This window comes from Sphingobacterium mizutaii, from assembly GCF_900187125.1.
GTDB classification, from domain to species: Bacteria; Bacteroidota; Bacteroidia; order Sphingobacteriales; family Sphingobacteriaceae; genus Sphingobacterium; species Sphingobacterium mizutaii.
This window is the reverse complement of record NZ_LT906468.1, coordinates 2,377,772-2,395,654: the sequence shown is the minus strand read 5'-3', so window position 1 is coordinate 2,395,654 and position 17,883 is coordinate 2,377,772. Positions and strand designations below refer to the sequence as shown.

Here is a 17,883-nt window from a genome sequence, read left to right as displayed (position 1 = left end):
AAAGTTGAAGCTTATTTACGGTTAACCGTAATTCATGACTTTTAATTAGTTTGGATCCCCCCTCCCAACTATCCCTCCCATTCCTTAAATTTATCCTACACAAAATCCTCATCCCCATGCAACCATCAATTTCTAATAGCACTCTTATCAACGGCATCCATATCTACTACGAAATATACGGCTCAGGCTTTCCATTAATCATGCTACATGGTGGCGGATCCACCATCCAAAGCAGTTTTGAACGCATCATTCCCATACTAGCCAATAACCATCAAATCATCGCCATAGAATCCCAAGCCCACGGCAGAACCACCGACAGAAACTCACCTTCATCCTTTAGCCAAGACGCTGAGGATGTCGCCCAACTAATGGAACACCTTAAAATCAACAAAGCAGATATTCTCGGATTCAGCAATGGAGCCACGACGGCTCTACAATTGGCCATCAACCACCCAGAAATAGTAAACAAACTCATCTTAGGATCACCTTTAGCGAAGCGAAGTGGCGTTGCAGACGGCTTTTGGGAATTTATGAAAAATGCCAGCTTAAAGAATATGCCGCCGCAATTAAAGGAAGCATTCCTGAAAGTAAATCCATCAGAAGAAGGCTTATTAAAAATGCATGATAAGGATGCGGCGAGAATGCTGGCATTCAAAGATATATCTGATCAAGAACTTTCCAGCATCCTTGCACCAAGCTTAATTATCCTAGCGGAGCAGGACGTGATCCTTCAAGCGCATGGAATGGAACTCAATAAATTGATTCCGAACAGCGAGTTAGCCATTGTTCCAGGTGTTCATGGTGAGTATTTTGGAGAAATCACAACCATAGGTCCAGACTTCAAAGTAGAAAATTTACAAGTCCCTTTGATAGAAAAGTTCCTCCAATAATGAAAAAAGCCAATCTAAAAATAAACCAGCTTTTACTTTATAGGTAGATATTATTTAATCTTTTGTAAACGGATGGTGTCACCCTCCAAACTGAAGAACTTCAGGGTATCAACTTTGATGCTAAATGGAACTTCTCTGTCAGCAGTATCAATGATGATACCTTCATTGGCTTCTAAATTGAAATTATAAGTTCCCTCCCATTTTGTAGTGTCATAAGCAGCATGTAGGATCCCGTCCTTTAAAAAGTTTAATGAAAGTTCAACAGAATCTGAATCAACATTCAATTTTCCTTTCCCCTTCCATTCTGTACCAATTATTGCGATTTCCTCATCTACATTAAACTCATCTTTCACACATGAAGTAATTCCAATGGAAACCATTATCAAACCAAAAAGTAGCTTTCTCATCTTATCCTAAAATTTTTCCTGATTAGACCTGCAATTATCAATATTAATGCCAATGTAAAGTTCTTTGAAAAGAGCACATATCAATCCATGCTTAATACGTTTTAAGGATGCTCCTGATAAATTTTCTTTAAAAGCTCTATGATTTTAAAGCTGAATGAAATAAATTTATTAAAAAATAACTCCTACTATGTTAATGGTAAACTATCATAACAGAACATTCCACACCGTCAGCAATTCTCAAAACGGCGAAACTTCTTCTGAAACAATATTTCATTACAAACAAATCGGCAATGTTGTTTTCGCTGAATACCAAGGTGGCAATATTAAATATGGCCATCTATTGGGTCTTGTGAGCGAATACGGAACCATAGAAATGACCTACCATCAGGTAAATGTTGCTGGCGAATTGATGACTGGAAAATGCGAATCAATCCCCGAAATCTTAAGCAATGGCAAAGTCAGGCTTCATGAAAACTGGGAATGGACTTCCGGAGATCTATCAAAAGGAAAATCTATCGTTGAAGAGGTATAATTGGAACTGAAAGCTTAAATCATTCCTGCGCATTCTATTGAATTTTTTGGATACCATTCTAAATCCAGTATATTTAAACCAATATGTTACTGGTACAAATACAATTCAATACCTTTACAACCATCTTGTTGGCGGCGCTCTTGCTCGTCATTATCCTTCTATTGATCTATTTGTACAGGAGCCAAAAACAGGTCAATTCTCTTGCAAATAAGCTTAATAAGATCGAAGGAGAATTACATAGCCACCAATTGAAAGATATCGATTACAAGCTTAATCCGCACCTGTTTAAGAATGTATTGAACTCCATCCAGTCCCATGCCTATCAGACTTTCCACTCCTTAGATTCGCTTTCCAATGTGCTGGATTATATCTTATATGAAAGCAGCAAGAAGTTTGTCAGACCTCAGCAGGAGATATCCTTTGCAATGAGCTTGATTGAAATCAATAAGATAAAATTGAGTCCCTTATTCGATTTAAAGGTGAAACAAAAGGTACGAGAGAATGAACCTCTATTGAACCAAAAACTGATGGTTCCTATGTTGAGCACAGATTTGATTGAGAATGCCTTCAAGCATGCCGATATCCAAAGCCCAAATGCCTTTATCTCGGTTACTTTTGAATTTAAGGATAATGTATTCTCCTTGACCGTTGCCAATAAAATATCCAAGAAAGAGCCTATTCAGAAGGACAAGGATGGTTATGGTTCCAAAATGCTGGAACAACGCTTGAATATCGTCTACAAGGACAATTACAAACTCGATAAGTTCATTGAGGGCGATGTCTACATTGCCCATTTAAAAATAAATCTACTTGATTACAAAGCTAAGGTGCTTGCTGCTCGATGATGAGCTGCCAAGCCTACAATATTTGAAATTACTGTGCCAGCAGATTCCTGATCTGGAAGTCATCAAATCCTTTAATTCCCCTCAAGATTTATTGGCAGATCTTCCTACATTGGATTTTGACCTATTGATTTCAGATATTAATATGCCTGGCTTAAACGGTCTCGAGCTAGCTGAACAATTACGAGGCAAGCCTATAATCTTTATTACAGCCTATGCTGAATATGCCGCTGATGCATTTGACCTCCAAGCCGTCGATTATATCCGAAAGCCGCTCAAAATTGAGCGATTAAAGCAAGCTATCCAAAAACTATTGAGCATTCGTGGTAGAAAACTGATTGAAGAAAAAAACTTCGTCCAATTAAATACTGATCAAGGCAAATACCTGCTCTATTTTGACCAGATTGCCTATATCCAAACTTCATCCCTTGATAGCCGCGATAAAATCGTTCGGCTTGTGGATCAGAAAGAGGTAACCCTGAAAAACATCTCCTTCGATAAATTATTGGAGATTCTCCCTGAAATGCAGTTTTGTAGGATCAATAAAAAGGAAATCATATCCATGAATATCATCAGTTCCTTCTCGCATGATGAAATCAAGACCAATTTTAGTATTGGAAGCGATGCTCCCCTAACCTTTAATCTGAGTGAAATCTATAAAACCGCTTTCATCCAAAAGGTCAGTTTATAGTTTCGCTACATAAAAGCCCCCTTTCATTACATATTTCGGCTTGATGGCCCAATAAGCAAGGTTTTTAAGTTTATTAATTTCTATTTTCATACCGTCAGACTGCGCAGAAACTGACGCCAAAACAAAAATTGAAGAAGGAATTATTGTATGAAGAACTTAAAAAGCAGCTTCTTTTATATTGTTATCATTGGTGGATTTTCCTTATTGATTTATTGGATCATCAACCATGGCGCTTTTATGGAAGAAGGTCGTCATGTTGAAAACATGGGATCCAACCTTTCCAATTGGGAAGAATTCCTAAGTTCCATGTTGCATAATTTACAGCATCCATTGGCAATTTTATTGGTACAGATCATCGTCATCATATTGGTTGCTAGATTATTTGGTTGGCTCTTTAAAAAAATAGGTCAGCCTTCTGTAATCGGAGAAATCATTGCCGGTATAGTCTTGGGGCCATCCTTTTTGGGCATGTACTTCCCCGATTTCTCTGCTGCCCTATTTCCAGAAGCCTCTTTTGGCAACTTGCAGTTCTTGAGCCAGATCGGATTGATCCTGTTTATGTTTGTCATAGGAATGGAACTGGATCTAAAAGTCTTGCAGAAGAAAGCTCATGATGCCATTGTTATCAGTCATGCTAGTATTATTTTACCCTTTGCATTGGGTGTCGGCTTGGCTTATTTCATCTACCAAAGTTTTGCTCCAGAGGGAATCGCATTCTCATCTTTCGCTTTATTTATCGGGATCTCCATGAGTATTACTGCATTCCCAGTCCTAGCTAGGATTGTTCAGGAACGCCACATGCAGAAAACCAGGGTCGGCACCATTGCCATCACCTGTGCTGCTGCCGATGATATCACTGCATGGTGTCTTTTAGCGGCTGTAATTGCTATCGTCAAGGCAGGTTCATTTGTCAGCTCCCTATATGTTATCGCTTTGGCGGTTGCTTACGTTTTATTGATGATCAAAGTGGTGCGTCCATTCCTTAAACGCATTGGCGAGCTTCACTCTACACGAGAAAACCTTAATAAATCCATTGTTGCCATTTTTTTCTTGACCCTTTTGGTCTCCTCTTACCTTACTGAGGCTATTGGGATCCATGCTTTGTTCGGCGCATTTATGGCAGGTGCCATCATGCCCGAAAACTCTAGGTTCAGGAATATCTTCATTGAAAAGGTGGAAGATGTAGCTTTGGTCCTGCTATTGCCCTTATTCTTTGTTTTTACGGGATTAAGGACAGAAATCGGCTTGCTAAACGAACCATATTTATGGAAAGTAACCGGTTGGATTATTCTGGTCGCTGTTGTCGGTAAATTTGTAGGGAGTTCCCTAGCTGCCAAGTTTATGGGGCAAAATTGGAAAGATAGTCTGACCATAGGCGCATTGATGAACACCCGTGGCTTGATGGAATTGATCGTACTGAATATTGGATTTGATCTAGGGGTATTGAATGCTGAAATATTCGCGATGATGGTTATTATGGCTCTGGTCACCACCTTTATGACCGGTCCAGCAATCGATCTATTCAATAAGATTTTTAAATCTACGGAGGATGTCGTTCCAGAAGAAATCAGCCGACAAGGCAAGTATAATATCTTGATTTCTTTCGGCAATCCCGAAACCAGTCCATCCCTTTTAAGATTGGCAAATGGAATGGTCAAGCAATTGAACCAAAGTTCATCCATTACCGCAATGCACCTGACCCCAACGAGTGACCTCACTTATTTAAACTCAGATTTATATGAGTTCGAAACCTTTGAACCTATCGTCAAGGAGTCCAAGTTCTTGGAGCAAAAAATCAGCACCTTATTCAAGGCTTCCAGTAACCTAGAAGCTGACGTCGCAGAAATTGCCAATGATGGCGATTATGACCTTCTTTTGATTGGTATTGGACAGTCCATATACGATGGTACTTTCCTAGGCAAAATCTTGGGGGTAACGACACGGATCATTAATCCTGAAACCTTGATCTATAGGGCTAAGGAGAAGGAAAGTCCGTTTAATACCTCCTCATTTTCTGATAGTACCATTCAGATCATGCACAAAACGAAGGTACCTGTTGGGATTTTTATGGATAAGGGTTTGAAGAAACTGGACAAGATATTGCTTCCTATCTATACAAAGGAGGATTTGGAGCTATTGCCCTATATCCAAAAATTCATCCATAATTCCCAATCACAGGTAACTTTGATCGATATGCATCATATCCTTCAAGAGGATAAAAAGGCATCAGAAATGGTTCGCGCCATTGCTTTAAAGGCACCTAACCATATTAGCAAATTCGAGGCAATGGATATAGATGCGCAATTATTCAAGGATCATGATCTATTATTGATCAGTGCCGAAAGCTGGCGCGAATTGATCGAAAGCAATAAGATTTGGCAATCTGAAATGACTTCCGTATTGGTAATAAAGAAGTAGTAAATCATCCATTAACAACTCTTCCTAAGGAATGTAATCATGATATTTTATTCTTTAATCAATTTTTTATAATTTGAAAGAAATCATGCTATCTCCAAATTGAAGAACAAAATCAAGAATTAAGGGCAACAATAAAAGAATTTAGGGTTGATCAAGATATATCCAAACTGGATCGATTTAAGTTGGATGCACAGCCTACCCCAGACAAAAAATGGACCTATGATCCTCATGCTTGGGATAGAGCTATGTTGATCTTAGAACTGTTTAATGACAATACCGCTGCTGATAAACCACTTATCAAATGGATTTTGGATGAAGAGATCAAAGGCCAAGAACTCGAAATTCCATATTATGCCTTAGATGTCATCGCCTACTTATTGTACAAGTACATGGACAATGAGGATGTCTACCAGCTTTTCCTAGCCAAATTTGCCTATGGCAATGTCTTCCATTTAGACGTCGAATTGATCTTTGGCCATGATAGAGATCAAATGAAGGCTTTTTTGAAAGATGATCTGGAATCCAATCCAATGAGTAAAGCTATTTTAGCTACGATTGCTTCTTATGAGCAAAACCCAGATGCAAAATTCAAGACTAGGGAGGAATATATCGCCTATTATGAAAATCGAAAAATCAAGCATATTCGGAATGATATCGAGGCCAGCAAAAAATATATGCAAACAGGAGATTATTGATAAAATATATCCCAAACAAAATAGGCTACATTTTCATGTAGCCTATTTTGTTTAATTTAATTCTTCCTGAATCTGCTCTAGGGACTTGCCTTTTGTCTCTGGCATGCGCATCACAAAGAAGAAGGACACGACGACCATAATGGCATAGAACAAGAAGATATAAAAACCACCTGAGGCAAAATTCTCAACCACGATTGGGAACACCCAGGATATTAAAGCTGCCATTACCCAGTGTGTCGTACTTCCCAAAGAGGTCCCTTGAGCACGTACGGCATTAGGGAATATCTCAGAAATAAATACCCAGATTACGGCACCCTGCGATAGCGCGAATGAAGCTATAAAGCCTATGATATAGAACAACAGAAACTCGGACGCCCCGCCTTTCAATCCAAATGCAGTCAATACCAAAAAGATAAACATCCCCACTGCCCCACTCAACAGCAGTTTCTTTCTACCGTATTTATCGATAATACTCATACCGATCAGGGTAAACAACAAGTTGGTACCACCGATGAAGATCGGTTGTAGAAAGGCTAGATCCCTACTAAAACCAGCCATCTCAAAGATCCTTGGAGCATAATAAAGAATAGCATTGATGCCCGTGAATTGATTGAATACTGCTAATAAAACAGCATATATGATTGGTTTTCTATATTTCGCTTGGAACAGTGGAACTTTTTCAGACGTTCCAATTTCAGCCTGCAGTGTTTCCTCATAGGTCTGCCCTAAATCATCGAATACTTTCTTAGCTTCCTCCTTTCGGTTATTCAATGCCAACCACCGTGGAGAAAAAGGAATGGTATTGAGCAATAGTAGAAAAGCTAATGATGGAATCGCCATGATTCCAAGCATATAGCGCCAGGCATCATCTCCAAAATTGGCAAAAAGGTAATTGGTCAAGAATGCAATAAAAATCCCACTCACGATCATAATCTGGAACATTCCTGTCATCCTTCCCCGGAGATTTGCAGGTGCAATTTCCGAAATATAAAGCGGACCAACCACAGAACTTACTCCAACAGAAAGTCCCCCCAAGAACCTAAAGAACAAAAACATATACCAATTATAGGACAAGCCACAGCCTATTGCTGATAAAAGGTACATCACAGCTACAACCTGTAATACCCTCTTTCTACCATATTTCTGGGCTGGTTTGGCAGCAGCGATGGCACCAAAAATGGTCCCGATCAGGGATATGGAAACAGTAAATCCATGCCAGAAAGAATTCAAGTGCCATAGCTCCTGGATAATCTTTTCTGCACCAGATATGACAGCGGTTTCAAAACCGAAAAGGAAACCTCCCAAAGAGGCGATAAAGACATATTTCCAAATTTTACTCATAGGTTTAGGGTTTTATAGCGTTGATTATTTGCTTTCAGGTACTGGATCAAAGTCCGTTAATTTGGTTGGATCATAAACGGCAACCGCCACTCTTGAATCTGCACAACCATAATATAGGAACCATTTGTTTTTAAAGTACGTCAATCCTTGGATAAATACAGTCCCATCTTTATATTGGCCTGATTTTTCAAAATCTTCCATGGGTCTCAAAAAAGGAACATCCATACGCTGGATTACATTGCTGGGGTCTGTACTTGAAAACAAGACCTGACCAGCGCTATAGGTTCCAATATTAAATCTTGGATCCGCCAATTCTTTTTTATCATGATTTTTACCATTATATAATAACAAGATTCCCTTATCAGTAAGGATTGCAGGAGGACCACACTCGGTCAATGCCGAATCAAAATAACCTTCTCGCGGGGTGATGAATTTAGCTAGTTTTCCCTCTTCATCTAATATTGGTTCCCAATTGATCAGGTCCGTGGAAGTTGCTCCAGATACACCATGCTCGCCCCAATACATCAAGTATTTGCCATTCACCTTAGTAATTACTAATTTATCATTTTTTAGGCTGGTCACAATGGAAGCCGATTTGTGGGGTTCATTATAGACCTTTTGATATTTGGCATTTTTGAAGATAGGGCCATGTTTTTGCCAATTGATCAAATCTTTGGAAGTAGCAACACCTAAACGCGGCATTTTCCTATTCCATTGGGTATAGAATACGACATAAGTTCCATCTTCTGTAACGGCCAATCGCGGATCCTCAAGACCTCCCGGCCATTCATATTCGCGCTGGCTGTCTTTGTCTGGGAATAAAACCGGTTCCTTCCTTCTCTTAAAATGAATGCCATCACTACTCTCTGCAAGCCCCAATCTAGAGGTCCTAAAACCAATGCCTATTCCAAATTTATCCTCCGCACGGTACAGCACATACACTTTCCCATCTTTCACCACAGCTCCGGGATTAAAGGTGTCATTCTCTTCCCATCGCAGCAAAGAATCACTCATTGGATCCATAAAAGTAGAATTTGAATCAGGAAGGATAATGGGATTGACCGCATTTGGCCTTTCAAATCCTCCCAAGGTCCAAACTATATCCTTTGTAGTAGCTACATCTGGTTTGGTGGAAACACAGCTGACAAAAAGAAACAATAAGGCAATTGAAAACAATCTATTGGACATGTTTTTCAGATTAATTTGGTTAATATATCAAATGGATAAACCGCTTTAGCAATTTGATATATCTAATATAAGACTAAAAATTATTTCTACAATAGCAATTGCTTATTAAAGCTCAAGTACAGAATCGTTTACAATGACGAAAATCTTGTTGCTTCTATCTTTTTTGATCAAATGCAAGCCGGTATACTTACCAAACGCCGGCATGGTCAAGACTTTATCTTGGATAAAAAAGCAAGGTAGACGGAAGGACTGCCTACCTCCTGCCTCAATTAGGCATCCAGGGTGGATATGCCCAACAATATTGTACATATAGGTTGGTAAGCCTATGAGCGGCTCATGGGAAAGGATAATGCCTTCGGCAAGTAAAACTTCATCCTTGATCTTCATGTTCATATCCCGAAAATGGGTTTCTTTCAAGATATCATGATTCCCTTTGGTTAGGGTAAATTGGATGGATTGTTTACTGATACTGTTAATATGGGATTTTAATTTTTCCCAATCTGAATTCCATTCGGAATGGAAAAGATCTCCTAAGAACACGATTTCCTTGATATCCAGGTCCTCGATCAGCAGGTTCATTCTTTCCAGTTCTTCATCAATGTTAGGTGCTGGCACAAAAAGGCCTTCTTTGCGGAAATGGGTCAACTTACCTAGGTGCCAATCCGAAATAATCAGCATAAAATACTTGGGAATATACATGACCCTTTGGGGCAATAAGTACATTTCCAATCCATTTAACTCTAAGCGTTTAGCCATCTAATAGTTGATTTTTGAGCTTTTCCAGTCGACTTTGCCAATCTTCATTGGAATAGCGCTCTCGGAAAGATTCTGCAAATATAGGGAACGCAAAGGGAGTTAATTTAATAGGCCTGCTAAAAATAATCTTATGTTTCGAGATGCGTTCAAAAGCGAGTTGCATGCGGCCTTCCTCCAATTGGAAATCAAAAACCTCATCATAAGCCTCCCGCAACAAGAGATTGGAGGGTTCATATTCAGAAAATACAGAGAAAAACAGTCCTGCATTAGCCTGTAAGTGTTTGCTTTTCATCTGCTTTCCGGGAAACCCCTGAAAGATCAGCCCAGCAATTCCGGCAATATCCCGAAACCTTCTTCTCGCCATTTCTTGAACATTGATTCCCGAGTTGATATCCTTGTGCAGATTCTGCGGACTGAAAATCTGCTTCAAGAGAGCAGTATCAATTTCGTAATCCGTTTCAGAAAGGAGTTCAATGCCATATTCATTGGTTGCAATGGAAAAAGTTGCCGGTTTTAACAGGCTCAGCCTATAAGCCACAACCTGAGCCATTCCTTCATGAACCAGCTTGCCTTCAAATGGGTAGAAAAAAAGGTGATAGCCATACTTGCTCTGTATATATTCAACCAACAGTTCATCTTCTTTCGGAAGGGCAGAAAGTTGTTCCTGCTCCTTAAAGAGCGGTTTTAGGAACTTGATTTCTGGACTGATGCCCACCGTTTTATGGATACTCTTAAAACTATGGCGAATAGCGATTCCGAGGTCTGGAGAAATGGCAAATCGACCACCCATCCAAGATGGAACTACGCCTTTTTTCTTTTCTGAAGCCTTAACAATTGCATCATTAGCTATGATCTGAACCAATTCCAATTGCCGCCCTGAAAACCAAAATACATCGCCAATGTTCAATTTGGAGATAAAGGATTCCTCTATTGAGCCTAAGTACTTTCCGGAAAGAAACTTAACCCGCATCATCAGGTCGGATACGATGGCTCCAATGGATAAACGATGCCGCATTGCCAATTTCCTAGAAGTCACCTTGTATAAACCATCTTCCAAAACCAATCGATGGAAATCATCATAAGCTTGAAGGGTGGATCCGCCATGGATTAATAGCGACATACATTGGTCAAATTCCTCTTGGGTGATCGATTCAAAGCAATGCGTTTGTGCCACTTCCTGCAATATTTCATCGGCATAAAAGCCATCACCTACCGCTAGAGTCATTAAATATTGGATCAACACATCAAAGGAACGCAGATAGGGAATTCGACTTTCCACGATCTTTTCCTTGACAGCGAACTTTAAGGAATCGCCTTCGATGATCTCTAATGAATTGGTGGGAACATAATATATGATGGAGGTCGCATCAGGACGATGCCCAGAGCGTCCTGCCCTTTGCAGGAACCGGGCAATACCTTTAGGCGAACCCACTTGGATGACGCAGTCTACTGGCCTAAAATCAACTCCTAAATCCAAACTACTGGTACATACCACAGCTTTTAATTTACCTTCATGTAGCGCCTCTTCTACCCAGTTTCTGACTTCATCACTCAATGATCCATGATGGATAGCTAATAATCCCGCAAACTCAGGATAATGGGTAATGATTTGCTGATACCAAATTTCAGCCTGGGACCTAGTATTAGTGAAGATTAAGGTCGTTTGGTATTTATTGATGATATCGACGACCTTATCCAACAGTTTGATACCTAAATGACCTGCCCAAGGGAATTTCTCTAAATTATCTGGAAACACCGTTTGAATATCCATTTTCTTATGGATATCCGCTCTGATAAGGGTTCCTGATGTTCCAGGACCTAATAATATATCTTTAGCTTCCTCCAGATTGCCTATTGTCGCGGAAATCCCCCAGATCTTCAGATTTGGATTGATGGCCTTTAACCGACTTAATGCGAGCTCAATTAATACTCCACGCTTGGACCCCAAAAGCTCATGCCATTCATCAACCACAATAAACTCAAGATTCTTAAAGTAATCCTGGCCAGATTTCGTCGCAAGGATTAGATGCACACTTTCAGGGGTAGTAATTAAGGCTTGCGGCGGATTTTTGCGTTGTTTCTGGCGGATACTGGTTGAAGTATCGCCTGTTCTCAATTCTATCTGATAATCTAGGTCCAAATCGACAGAGACCTGATTAGTGGCTTTATGTATTTCCTTGGATAGCGCACGCAATGGCGTAATCCACAGTGCATGCAGATGTTTTTTCTTGCTTGCCTTCGGATCAGCCATTTTAGCATAATACTGGGCAATGATCCCAAACCAGATGGCAAAGGTTTTTCCATAGCCGGTAGGTGCGTTTAAGATTCCTGATTCACCATTGGAAATAGCTTCCCAACAGTTTTCCTGGAACTCATGTGCTTTCCATCCTTGGTTAAAGAACCAAACTTCCGCAAATTCATTTTTCACTGTAGACATCCAAAGATTGAAAATAAGAATTAATAATATCTTAATAACTTTTTGCGAAGTATTTTGTTATAACTTATAACAAAGTAAATATTATGGCAAATAAAAAAATAGGTGTATTTGTAGGAAGTTTGAGAAAGGGATCTTTCAATAAGAAAATCGCTAACTATCTAGTTTCTAATCCTCCTGCAGGATTAAGCTTAGAGATTTTAGAGATTGGCCAACTTCCATTTTATAATGAGGATTTAGATCAAGGAAATCCACCAAAAGAGTATGTTGATTTTAGAAAAGCAGTATCTGAACTAGATGCTGTACTTTTTATCACTCCCGAATATAATCGTGGTGTTACGGCAGTGCTTAAGAATGCTATTGACGTAGCATCTAGACCTTATGGTAAGAACGTTTGGGACGGAAAACCAGGCGGTGTAATCAGTTCTTCGATTGGTGCAATTGGAGGATTTGGTGCCAATCATCATTTAAGGCAATCTTTGGTCTTTATCAATGTTCCGGCGATGGCGCAACCTGAAGCCTATATTGGAAATGTTGCGGCAAATTTTGATGAACAAGGTAAACTGGTCAATAAAGATTGTCAGAAATTCTTATCCTCCTTTATGGCAGCCTATAAAGAATGGATAGAAAAATTCTTGAAATAGCCAAGTAGTATTGGCTAAATGAATGCAAAATCGGCAAGTTGGAGCTCAATCAACTTGCCGATGTTTTTATTTCTTATTGGAATTTAATTTCTCCGAAAAATTCAGGTAAGTGAAAATTAGGATTTGGAACGTCTATAGGGTTCCAAGCCACAAAATGAGGATTTGGTAAACTGTCACCACATTTGTAAAAGTTTGCCTGAACGGTTTTTCCACGGAGATCATCTACAGTTTTCCCAAATAAGGAAATCGGAATCGCCAAGATAATGTTCCAGGACTTTTTACCTTGTAAGTTCTTTACCTGTGTAAAGCTGCTCACACTTAATATTTCTTCAGAAGTCAATCTGTTTCTGCTCGCTTTATCCGAAGTTCCATATCCGATCAAACCTGCTCCTAGCACATTAAATTCTAAATTATAATAGGTCTTGCGATCATCAAAAGAAATAAAGAACTCCACACAGCTATCCTCCCAGATATTTTCGTTAGGACGGATATATTGTGCCTTTACAAATTCCTCTTGCACATCATAATGAACATAAATCGACTCTTGATCATAAGCCACCTGGAATTTTACTTCCGGGTTAATCGGGAATTGCGTTTGCCAAGGCGCTTGGTCAATCTGATTCCATTCTAACCCAAATAGACTGTTTGCTAAGTTAGCGTATGTCAATTCAACGCCTGTCAGATCGATTTTTTTAACTTCAAGCTCCTTCATATTAGTTCGACATAAGATTCTCAGCTAATATACCTGTTAATTTATCATTATTCACTTCAAGCTCATGTACGAGCTTCAACTGTGCCTTTGTCCTAACTAAATTATGTTCAGGGTATGCGATTTTATAATAGGTATCGCCATTGATGTAATCGGTCAAAAACCGAACTGCCTGCATATAAGGTAATAGGTGTACTGCAGGAATTAAAGAATCTACCTCTGCATCGGTCAAAAACTCTTTAGCCTCTGATAGATAACCTGCTGTGAAAGACTGAAACAACGGGATGTTCAAAACGATTTTTGAAACATCTGCTTCATCCTCAGCAGCCGAGTTTATGATGGTACGGATAGCATCTCCAAAATCATAGGCTACATAGCCCGGCATTACAGTGTCTAAATCAATGACACATTGCACGTTATCGTCTTTATCTAACAATACATTGTTGAATTTTGTGTCATTATGGGTAATCCTTAATGGCAATTTGTTGGAACGTCCTAATTCCAAAACCGTTCTCATCTTTTCCTCACGCTCAAAGATGTAGTCTAAAAGATCTTGAATTTTCTCCACCCGTTTGGCAGGATTCTTCTCGATTGCATCACGAAGGTTGCTCAACCTAAATTCGATGTTGTGAAAATTAGGTAGAATCTCAACGATGGTTTTCGGATCTAGATCGCTCAATTGTTTTTGAAACTGTCCAAAAGCCATCCCACCAGAATAAGCCTGTTCTTGGGTTTCCAAGATATCATAACTCCTGGTTTCTGGTATCAAATGGAATACTCGCCAATAATCACCATTTTCATCTTGATAATAGTTCTTATTGTCATAGGTAGGAACAATGGTCATTGTTCTCTTCAACACCTCTTTTTCCCCCAGATGTGCTAATTTTTCCTTGAGGTGCTTGCAGACACTTTCAATGTTATTCATTAAGCCTTCCACATCTTGGAAGATGTGGTGGTTTATGCGCTGCAATAAGTAAAGGTTATTCTGTAGGCTATTGGTTGTTATCTTAAAGGTATCATTGATATGACCAGACCCAAAAGGTACAGAATCAATGATTTCCCCCTCTAATTTAAAATTCTTTGCCGATCTAATGCTATTTTCAGTTTTCTTGGTTGACATTACTCTAAATTCATTCAACATGCTATGTAATGAATGCAATATCTATAAACAGAATCAATAAATAAAATATTTTTTATAATCAAACGGTTGCATAATAAAATTGGATGCAATTAAAATTATGCTTTAATTATAGGTTGTTTCCTTGCTTTAAAATCAATTTTAATCAAGTATTGAAAAGAATATTTCGTAATTTGCTACATGATTAGCGATTTATATCCCATATGGTCACGGAAATAGTAATTATTCTCATATTAATAGTTTTAAATGGAATCCTATCTGCCTCTGAGATAGCGATTGTATCCAGCAGAAAAGCACGATTGCAAGCTGCAAGTTCGAAAAATAAAGGTGCAAGGACCGCACTGGAACTAAAAGAAAACCCTAACAACTTCTTATCTACAGTACAGATCGGTATTACCCTGATTGGTATTTTGACGGGTTTTTTCTCCGGAGGAACAATATCAGTTTATATAGCAGAACAACTTAATAAAATAGAAGCATTAGCTCCATACAGCAATCAGGTATCTGTTTTACTGGTGGTATTGATCATTACTTACCTCTCTCTGATCATCGGAGAATTGGTTCCGAAGCGTATCGGTATGGCAATCCCAGAAAAATATGCTTCTTTTATTTCAGTACCAATGAATGTTCTGAGCAAGATCGTCAAGCCCTTTGTTTGGTTATTGAGTATTTCAACGGAGTTTATCGTGAAATTATTCAACATCAAAATCAACCAAAATGCGGTGACTGAAGAAGAGATCAAGGCGTTGGTGGATGAAGGTGTAGATAGTGGAGCCATTGAAGGAATTGAACATGATATGGTAGACAGGGTATTAAGCTTAGGTGATAAGAAGGCAATTAATCTGATGGTTCACCGAAGCAAGATTACTTATCTGGATATCCAAGATTCTTTTGAAGAAAACAAAGCCTGCATTATTGCTGATGAACATACGGAATACCCAGTCTGCGATGGTAATTTTGACCATGTTGTTGGATTGGTACACGTCAAAACCTTATTGAAGGAATACTTGACCTCAAAGGAAATGGACCTTTCCAAGCTGGTTACTCCTATCCCCTTTGTCAATGAGAATACTTACGCCTATAATGTCCTTAAAACACTGAAAATAGCTAAGGTTTTGCAAGCAGTGGTAGTTGATGAGTACGGTAGTCCGCAAGGGATCATCACCATGACAGATATTGTGGCATCATTGGTGGGTGGATTCGACTCGCCGGAAACAGAAGAGAAGAAAACTATCCGACAACGTGAGGATGGTTCTTTTGTCATTGATGGAAGTTTCCAATTGGATGATTTTATTGAAATGTTCAATTTGGACCTTACAGAAGAAGATGAAGATGAAATCGGTAATCTGACGACAGTTGCTGGATTGGTGTTCTTATTACTGGATCATATCCCTGAGGAAGGTGAAAAAGTAATGTACAAGAATCTAGAGTTTGAGGTCTTGGATATGGATGGACACCGGATCGATAAACTGAGCTTGATCGTCAAAGATCCGGCTTCCGATGAAACCGCAAATATCGATTGATAATCACCCATAAAAATATAGAGAAAAGCTACCCAAAAAGGGTAGCTTTTTTTGTTAAATAATGGTCATGTTTCATGGCTAATCTTATGATAATTATTAAGTGAATTGGAGTGAATTTTAATCGGAATTATTTTAAGGGTATGCTATTGCTCTCAGTTTACCCTTATTCGAGGCATATTCGGAAAATTCGGAATGTGTCTCGAATGAGGTCCATATTAAATCAAGGGTTTTTCCTCGATTTAAGCTTTGAATTTTTCTATTTAAAAAAGGCAAGTTTATAAGGAAAATTAAGACCTGAAAAACCTTGATAGATAAGGGTGAAAATTGGAAGGAACGGTAATGGAAATAATCATAAAAAATAAGAGGATGTTCAAGCTTGACACCCTCTTATCTTATCCTTATGAAAAGGAATTAATGATTTTCAAAAGTTCATGTTTCGGTTGCAATCCACTTTGGCGCCAAACCTGGTTTCCATCCTTATAGAGGATCAAGGTAGGAACACCTTGAACATGAAATTTGCTTGCTACCGCTTGGTTCTTGTCTATATCGATTTTTATGATCGAAAGCTTCTCTCCCATTTCATCTTTAACCTCTTTGAGGATTGGTGCCAACATTTGGCATGGTCCGCACCAGGCTGCTGAAAAGTCGATCAAAACCAAAGAATTCTTTTGAAGTATATCGTTAAATGATGCCATTGTTTTATAATTATTAAAATTGAGCATTTAGGACAAGCTTAAACTGCTCTGTTAATTTAATTGTTTCCTTATGTAAGACAAATTTAAGGCTTATTCGTTTATTCTAAGCTCAATTTTTCTAACTCTTCAATATCGCCACTGAAAAGATTGAGGTCAACTGGACCTTTGATGCCCTTTACGGTTCCTTTCTCCGAAAATTGCCAGAAATTCCAATGTTTCTTGGGTTTCTCCACCCAAAAATTATAGTTCGCGATCCAAAGGGTATAATCAGCAAATTCCTTTTCGAGGAAATCGGCAAAATATTTATCTCCCGAATATAGAACAGGCTTAATTTTAAAATGTTTTTCGACTTGGACCAACCATCTTTTTAAACCGGTTTTTAAACTGTCCATGGATTGGTTCCTCGGCATTTCTTCAATATCCAATACAGGAGGAAGGTCTCCAGGTTCAAGGTCAACTGTTTTAATAAAGTTATTGGCTTGTTTAATAGAATTTTCATTCGGGCGGAAATAATGGTAGGCTCCCCGCAGTTTATTCCTATTCTTGACAGCCTTCCAATTGGATTTGAATTTGCTATCCTTAGCCTTTTCGCCCATGGTAGCTCGGATGTAGATGAAATCAATGGGAAATTCATCATTGATGGTCAAGACCTCATCCCAGGATATCTCACCTTGATATTGGGAGATATCGATTCCGAAAATTTTATCATCATGCCTGCGCATCAGCTCAACGTTCCGGATGTCGTATTTGCTGTTATCCTCGGCGATCATCTTATCCTTTTCAAACCATTTAACCATCAGGTAAGATAGACCGGCGCGATGTTGCCAAGCAAAGATGCCAATGACAATCAAGCAGGGAATGGCAATACTCCAAAACAGTAAGTTTCGGTTAATTTCTCTTTCAGAGACAACTTTTTTCTTGACCGTTTTGCGCTTTTTTGTCATATTGCGTGAAATTAGGCTATTTATAGATGATAGCCA

At 38.9% G+C, this 17,883-nt stretch carries 17 protein-coding genes; 8 read left to right on the top strand and 9 right to left on the bottom strand.

Features of this window, described 5'->3' with window-relative positions; all coding sequences use genetic code 11:
- Positions 1–116 precede the first annotated feature (116 nt).
- Entirely contained in the window at positions 117–890 is a 774-nt protein-coding gene (locus tag CKW03_RS10340) for an alpha/beta fold hydrolase (RefSeq protein ID WP_093096447.1), read from the top strand.
- A 50-nt stretch (positions 891–940) separates the two neighbouring features.
- Here CKW03_RS10340 and CKW03_RS10335 read toward each other — a convergent pair whose 3' ends face one another.
- A complete protein-coding gene (locus tag CKW03_RS10335) occupies positions 941–1,297 on the bottom strand; it encodes a hypothetical protein (protein ID WP_093096445.1) in 357 nt (118 codons plus the stop codon).
- Between the two features lie 193 nt (positions 1,298–1,490).
- Here CKW03_RS10335 and CKW03_RS10330 point away from each other — a divergent pair, with 193 nt between their 5' ends.
- The 5 genes from CKW03_RS10330 to CKW03_RS10310 all read left to right on the top strand — a co-directional run bounded on the left by CKW03_RS10330 (position 1,491) and on the right by CKW03_RS10310 (position 6,475).
- Positions 1,491–1,829, top strand: a complete 339-nt coding sequence (locus CKW03_RS10330) for an avidin-fold protein (protein WP_093097770.1) — start codon at positions 1,491–1,493, stop codon at positions 1,827–1,829.
- An 83-nt stretch (positions 1,830–1,912) separates the two neighbouring features.
- Positions 1,913–2,674: a histidine kinase gene (locus CKW03_RS10325; protein WP_093096443.1), complete on the top strand. Its 762-nt coding sequence runs from the start codon at positions 1,913–1,915 to the stop codon at positions 2,672–2,674.
- Entirely contained in the window at positions 2,640–3,362 is a 723-nt protein-coding gene (locus CKW03_RS10320; protein ID WP_093096441.1) for a LytR/AlgR family response regulator transcription factor, read from the top strand. The genes CKW03_RS10325 and CKW03_RS10320 overlap by 35 nt, the downstream gene beginning before the upstream one ends.
- Positions 3,363–3,509: 147 nt before the next feature.
- Positions 3,510–5,780, top strand: a complete 2,271-nt coding sequence (locus CKW03_RS10315) for a cation:proton antiporter (RefSeq protein ID WP_093096439.1) — start codon at positions 3,510–3,512, stop codon at positions 5,778–5,780.
- A gap of 182 nt (positions 5,781–5,962) precedes the next feature.
- Complete coding sequence (locus CKW03_RS10310; RefSeq protein WP_093096437.1) at positions 5,963–6,475, top strand: hypothetical protein; 513 nt, start codon at positions 5,963–5,965, stop codon at positions 6,473–6,475.
- Positions 6,476–6,526: 51 nt separating this feature from the next.
- Here the strand turns inward: CKW03_RS10310 and CKW03_RS10305 are convergent, their stop codons facing one another.
- The 4 genes from CKW03_RS10305 to CKW03_RS10290 form a co-directional block, all read right to left on the bottom strand.
- Entirely contained in the window at positions 6,527–7,816 is a 1,290-nt protein-coding gene (locus CKW03_RS10305) for a sugar porter family MFS transporter (RefSeq protein WP_093096434.1), read from the bottom strand.
- 24 nt (positions 7,817–7,840) lie between these two features.
- Entirely contained in the window at positions 7,841–9,004 is a 1,164-nt protein-coding gene (locus tag CKW03_RS10300) for a beta-1,2-mannosidase (protein WP_093096431.1), read from the bottom strand.
- A 105-nt stretch (positions 9,005–9,109) separates the two neighbouring features.
- The gene (pdeM, locus tag CKW03_RS10295) at positions 9,110–9,760 is read right to left on the bottom strand and encodes a ligase-associated DNA damage response endonuclease PdeM (protein ID WP_093096428.1); all 651 of its coding nucleotides are present in this window, start codon (positions 9,758–9,760) and stop codon (positions 9,110–9,112) included.
- A complete protein-coding gene (locus CKW03_RS10290; protein ID WP_093096425.1) occupies positions 9,753–12,197 on the bottom strand; it encodes a ligase-associated DNA damage response DEXH box helicase in 2,445 nt (814 codons plus the stop codon). The genes pdeM and CKW03_RS10290 overlap by 8 nt, the downstream gene beginning before the upstream one ends.
- A gap of 83 nt (positions 12,198–12,280) precedes the next feature.
- Between CKW03_RS10290 and CKW03_RS10285 the strand changes: the two genes are divergently transcribed.
- Entirely contained in the window at positions 12,281–12,838 is a 558-nt protein-coding gene (locus CKW03_RS10285) for an NADPH-dependent FMN reductase (protein ID WP_093096424.1), read from the top strand.
- A gap of 73 nt (positions 12,839–12,911) precedes the next feature.
- Here the strand turns inward: CKW03_RS10285 and CKW03_RS10280 are convergent, their stop codons facing one another.
- Together CKW03_RS10280 and CKW03_RS10275 are read right to left on the bottom strand one after the other, a co-directional pair.
- Entirely contained in the window at positions 12,912–13,550 is a 639-nt protein-coding gene (locus CKW03_RS10280) for a carbohydrate-binding family 9-like protein (RefSeq protein WP_093096421.1), read from the bottom strand.
- A gap of 1 nt (position 13,551) precedes the next feature.
- Positions 13,552–14,667 (bottom strand): phosphotransferase enzyme family protein, encoded by a 1,116-nt coding sequence (locus CKW03_RS10275; protein ID WP_093097768.1) that lies wholly within the window; start codon positions 14,665–14,667, stop codon positions 13,552–13,554.
- Between the two features lie 221 nt (positions 14,668–14,888).
- Between CKW03_RS10275 and CKW03_RS10270 the strand changes: the two genes are divergently transcribed.
- Positions 14,889–16,208 (top strand): hemolysin family protein, encoded by a 1,320-nt coding sequence (locus CKW03_RS10270; RefSeq protein ID WP_093096420.1) that lies wholly within the window; start codon positions 14,889–14,891, stop codon positions 16,206–16,208.
- A gap of 398 nt (positions 16,209–16,606) precedes the next feature.
- Here the strand turns inward: CKW03_RS10270 and trxA are convergent, their stop codons facing one another.
- Positions 16,607–16,903 (bottom strand): thioredoxin, encoded by a 297-nt coding sequence (gene trxA, locus CKW03_RS10265; protein ID WP_093096417.1) that lies wholly within the window; start codon positions 16,901–16,903, stop codon positions 16,607–16,609.
- A gap of 98 nt (positions 16,904–17,001) precedes the next feature.
- A complete protein-coding gene (locus CKW03_RS10260; RefSeq protein WP_093096415.1) occupies positions 17,002–17,847 on the bottom strand; it encodes a glycoside hydrolase family 25 protein in 846 nt (281 codons plus the stop codon).
- Between the last annotated feature and the right edge of the window lie 36 nt (positions 17,848–17,883).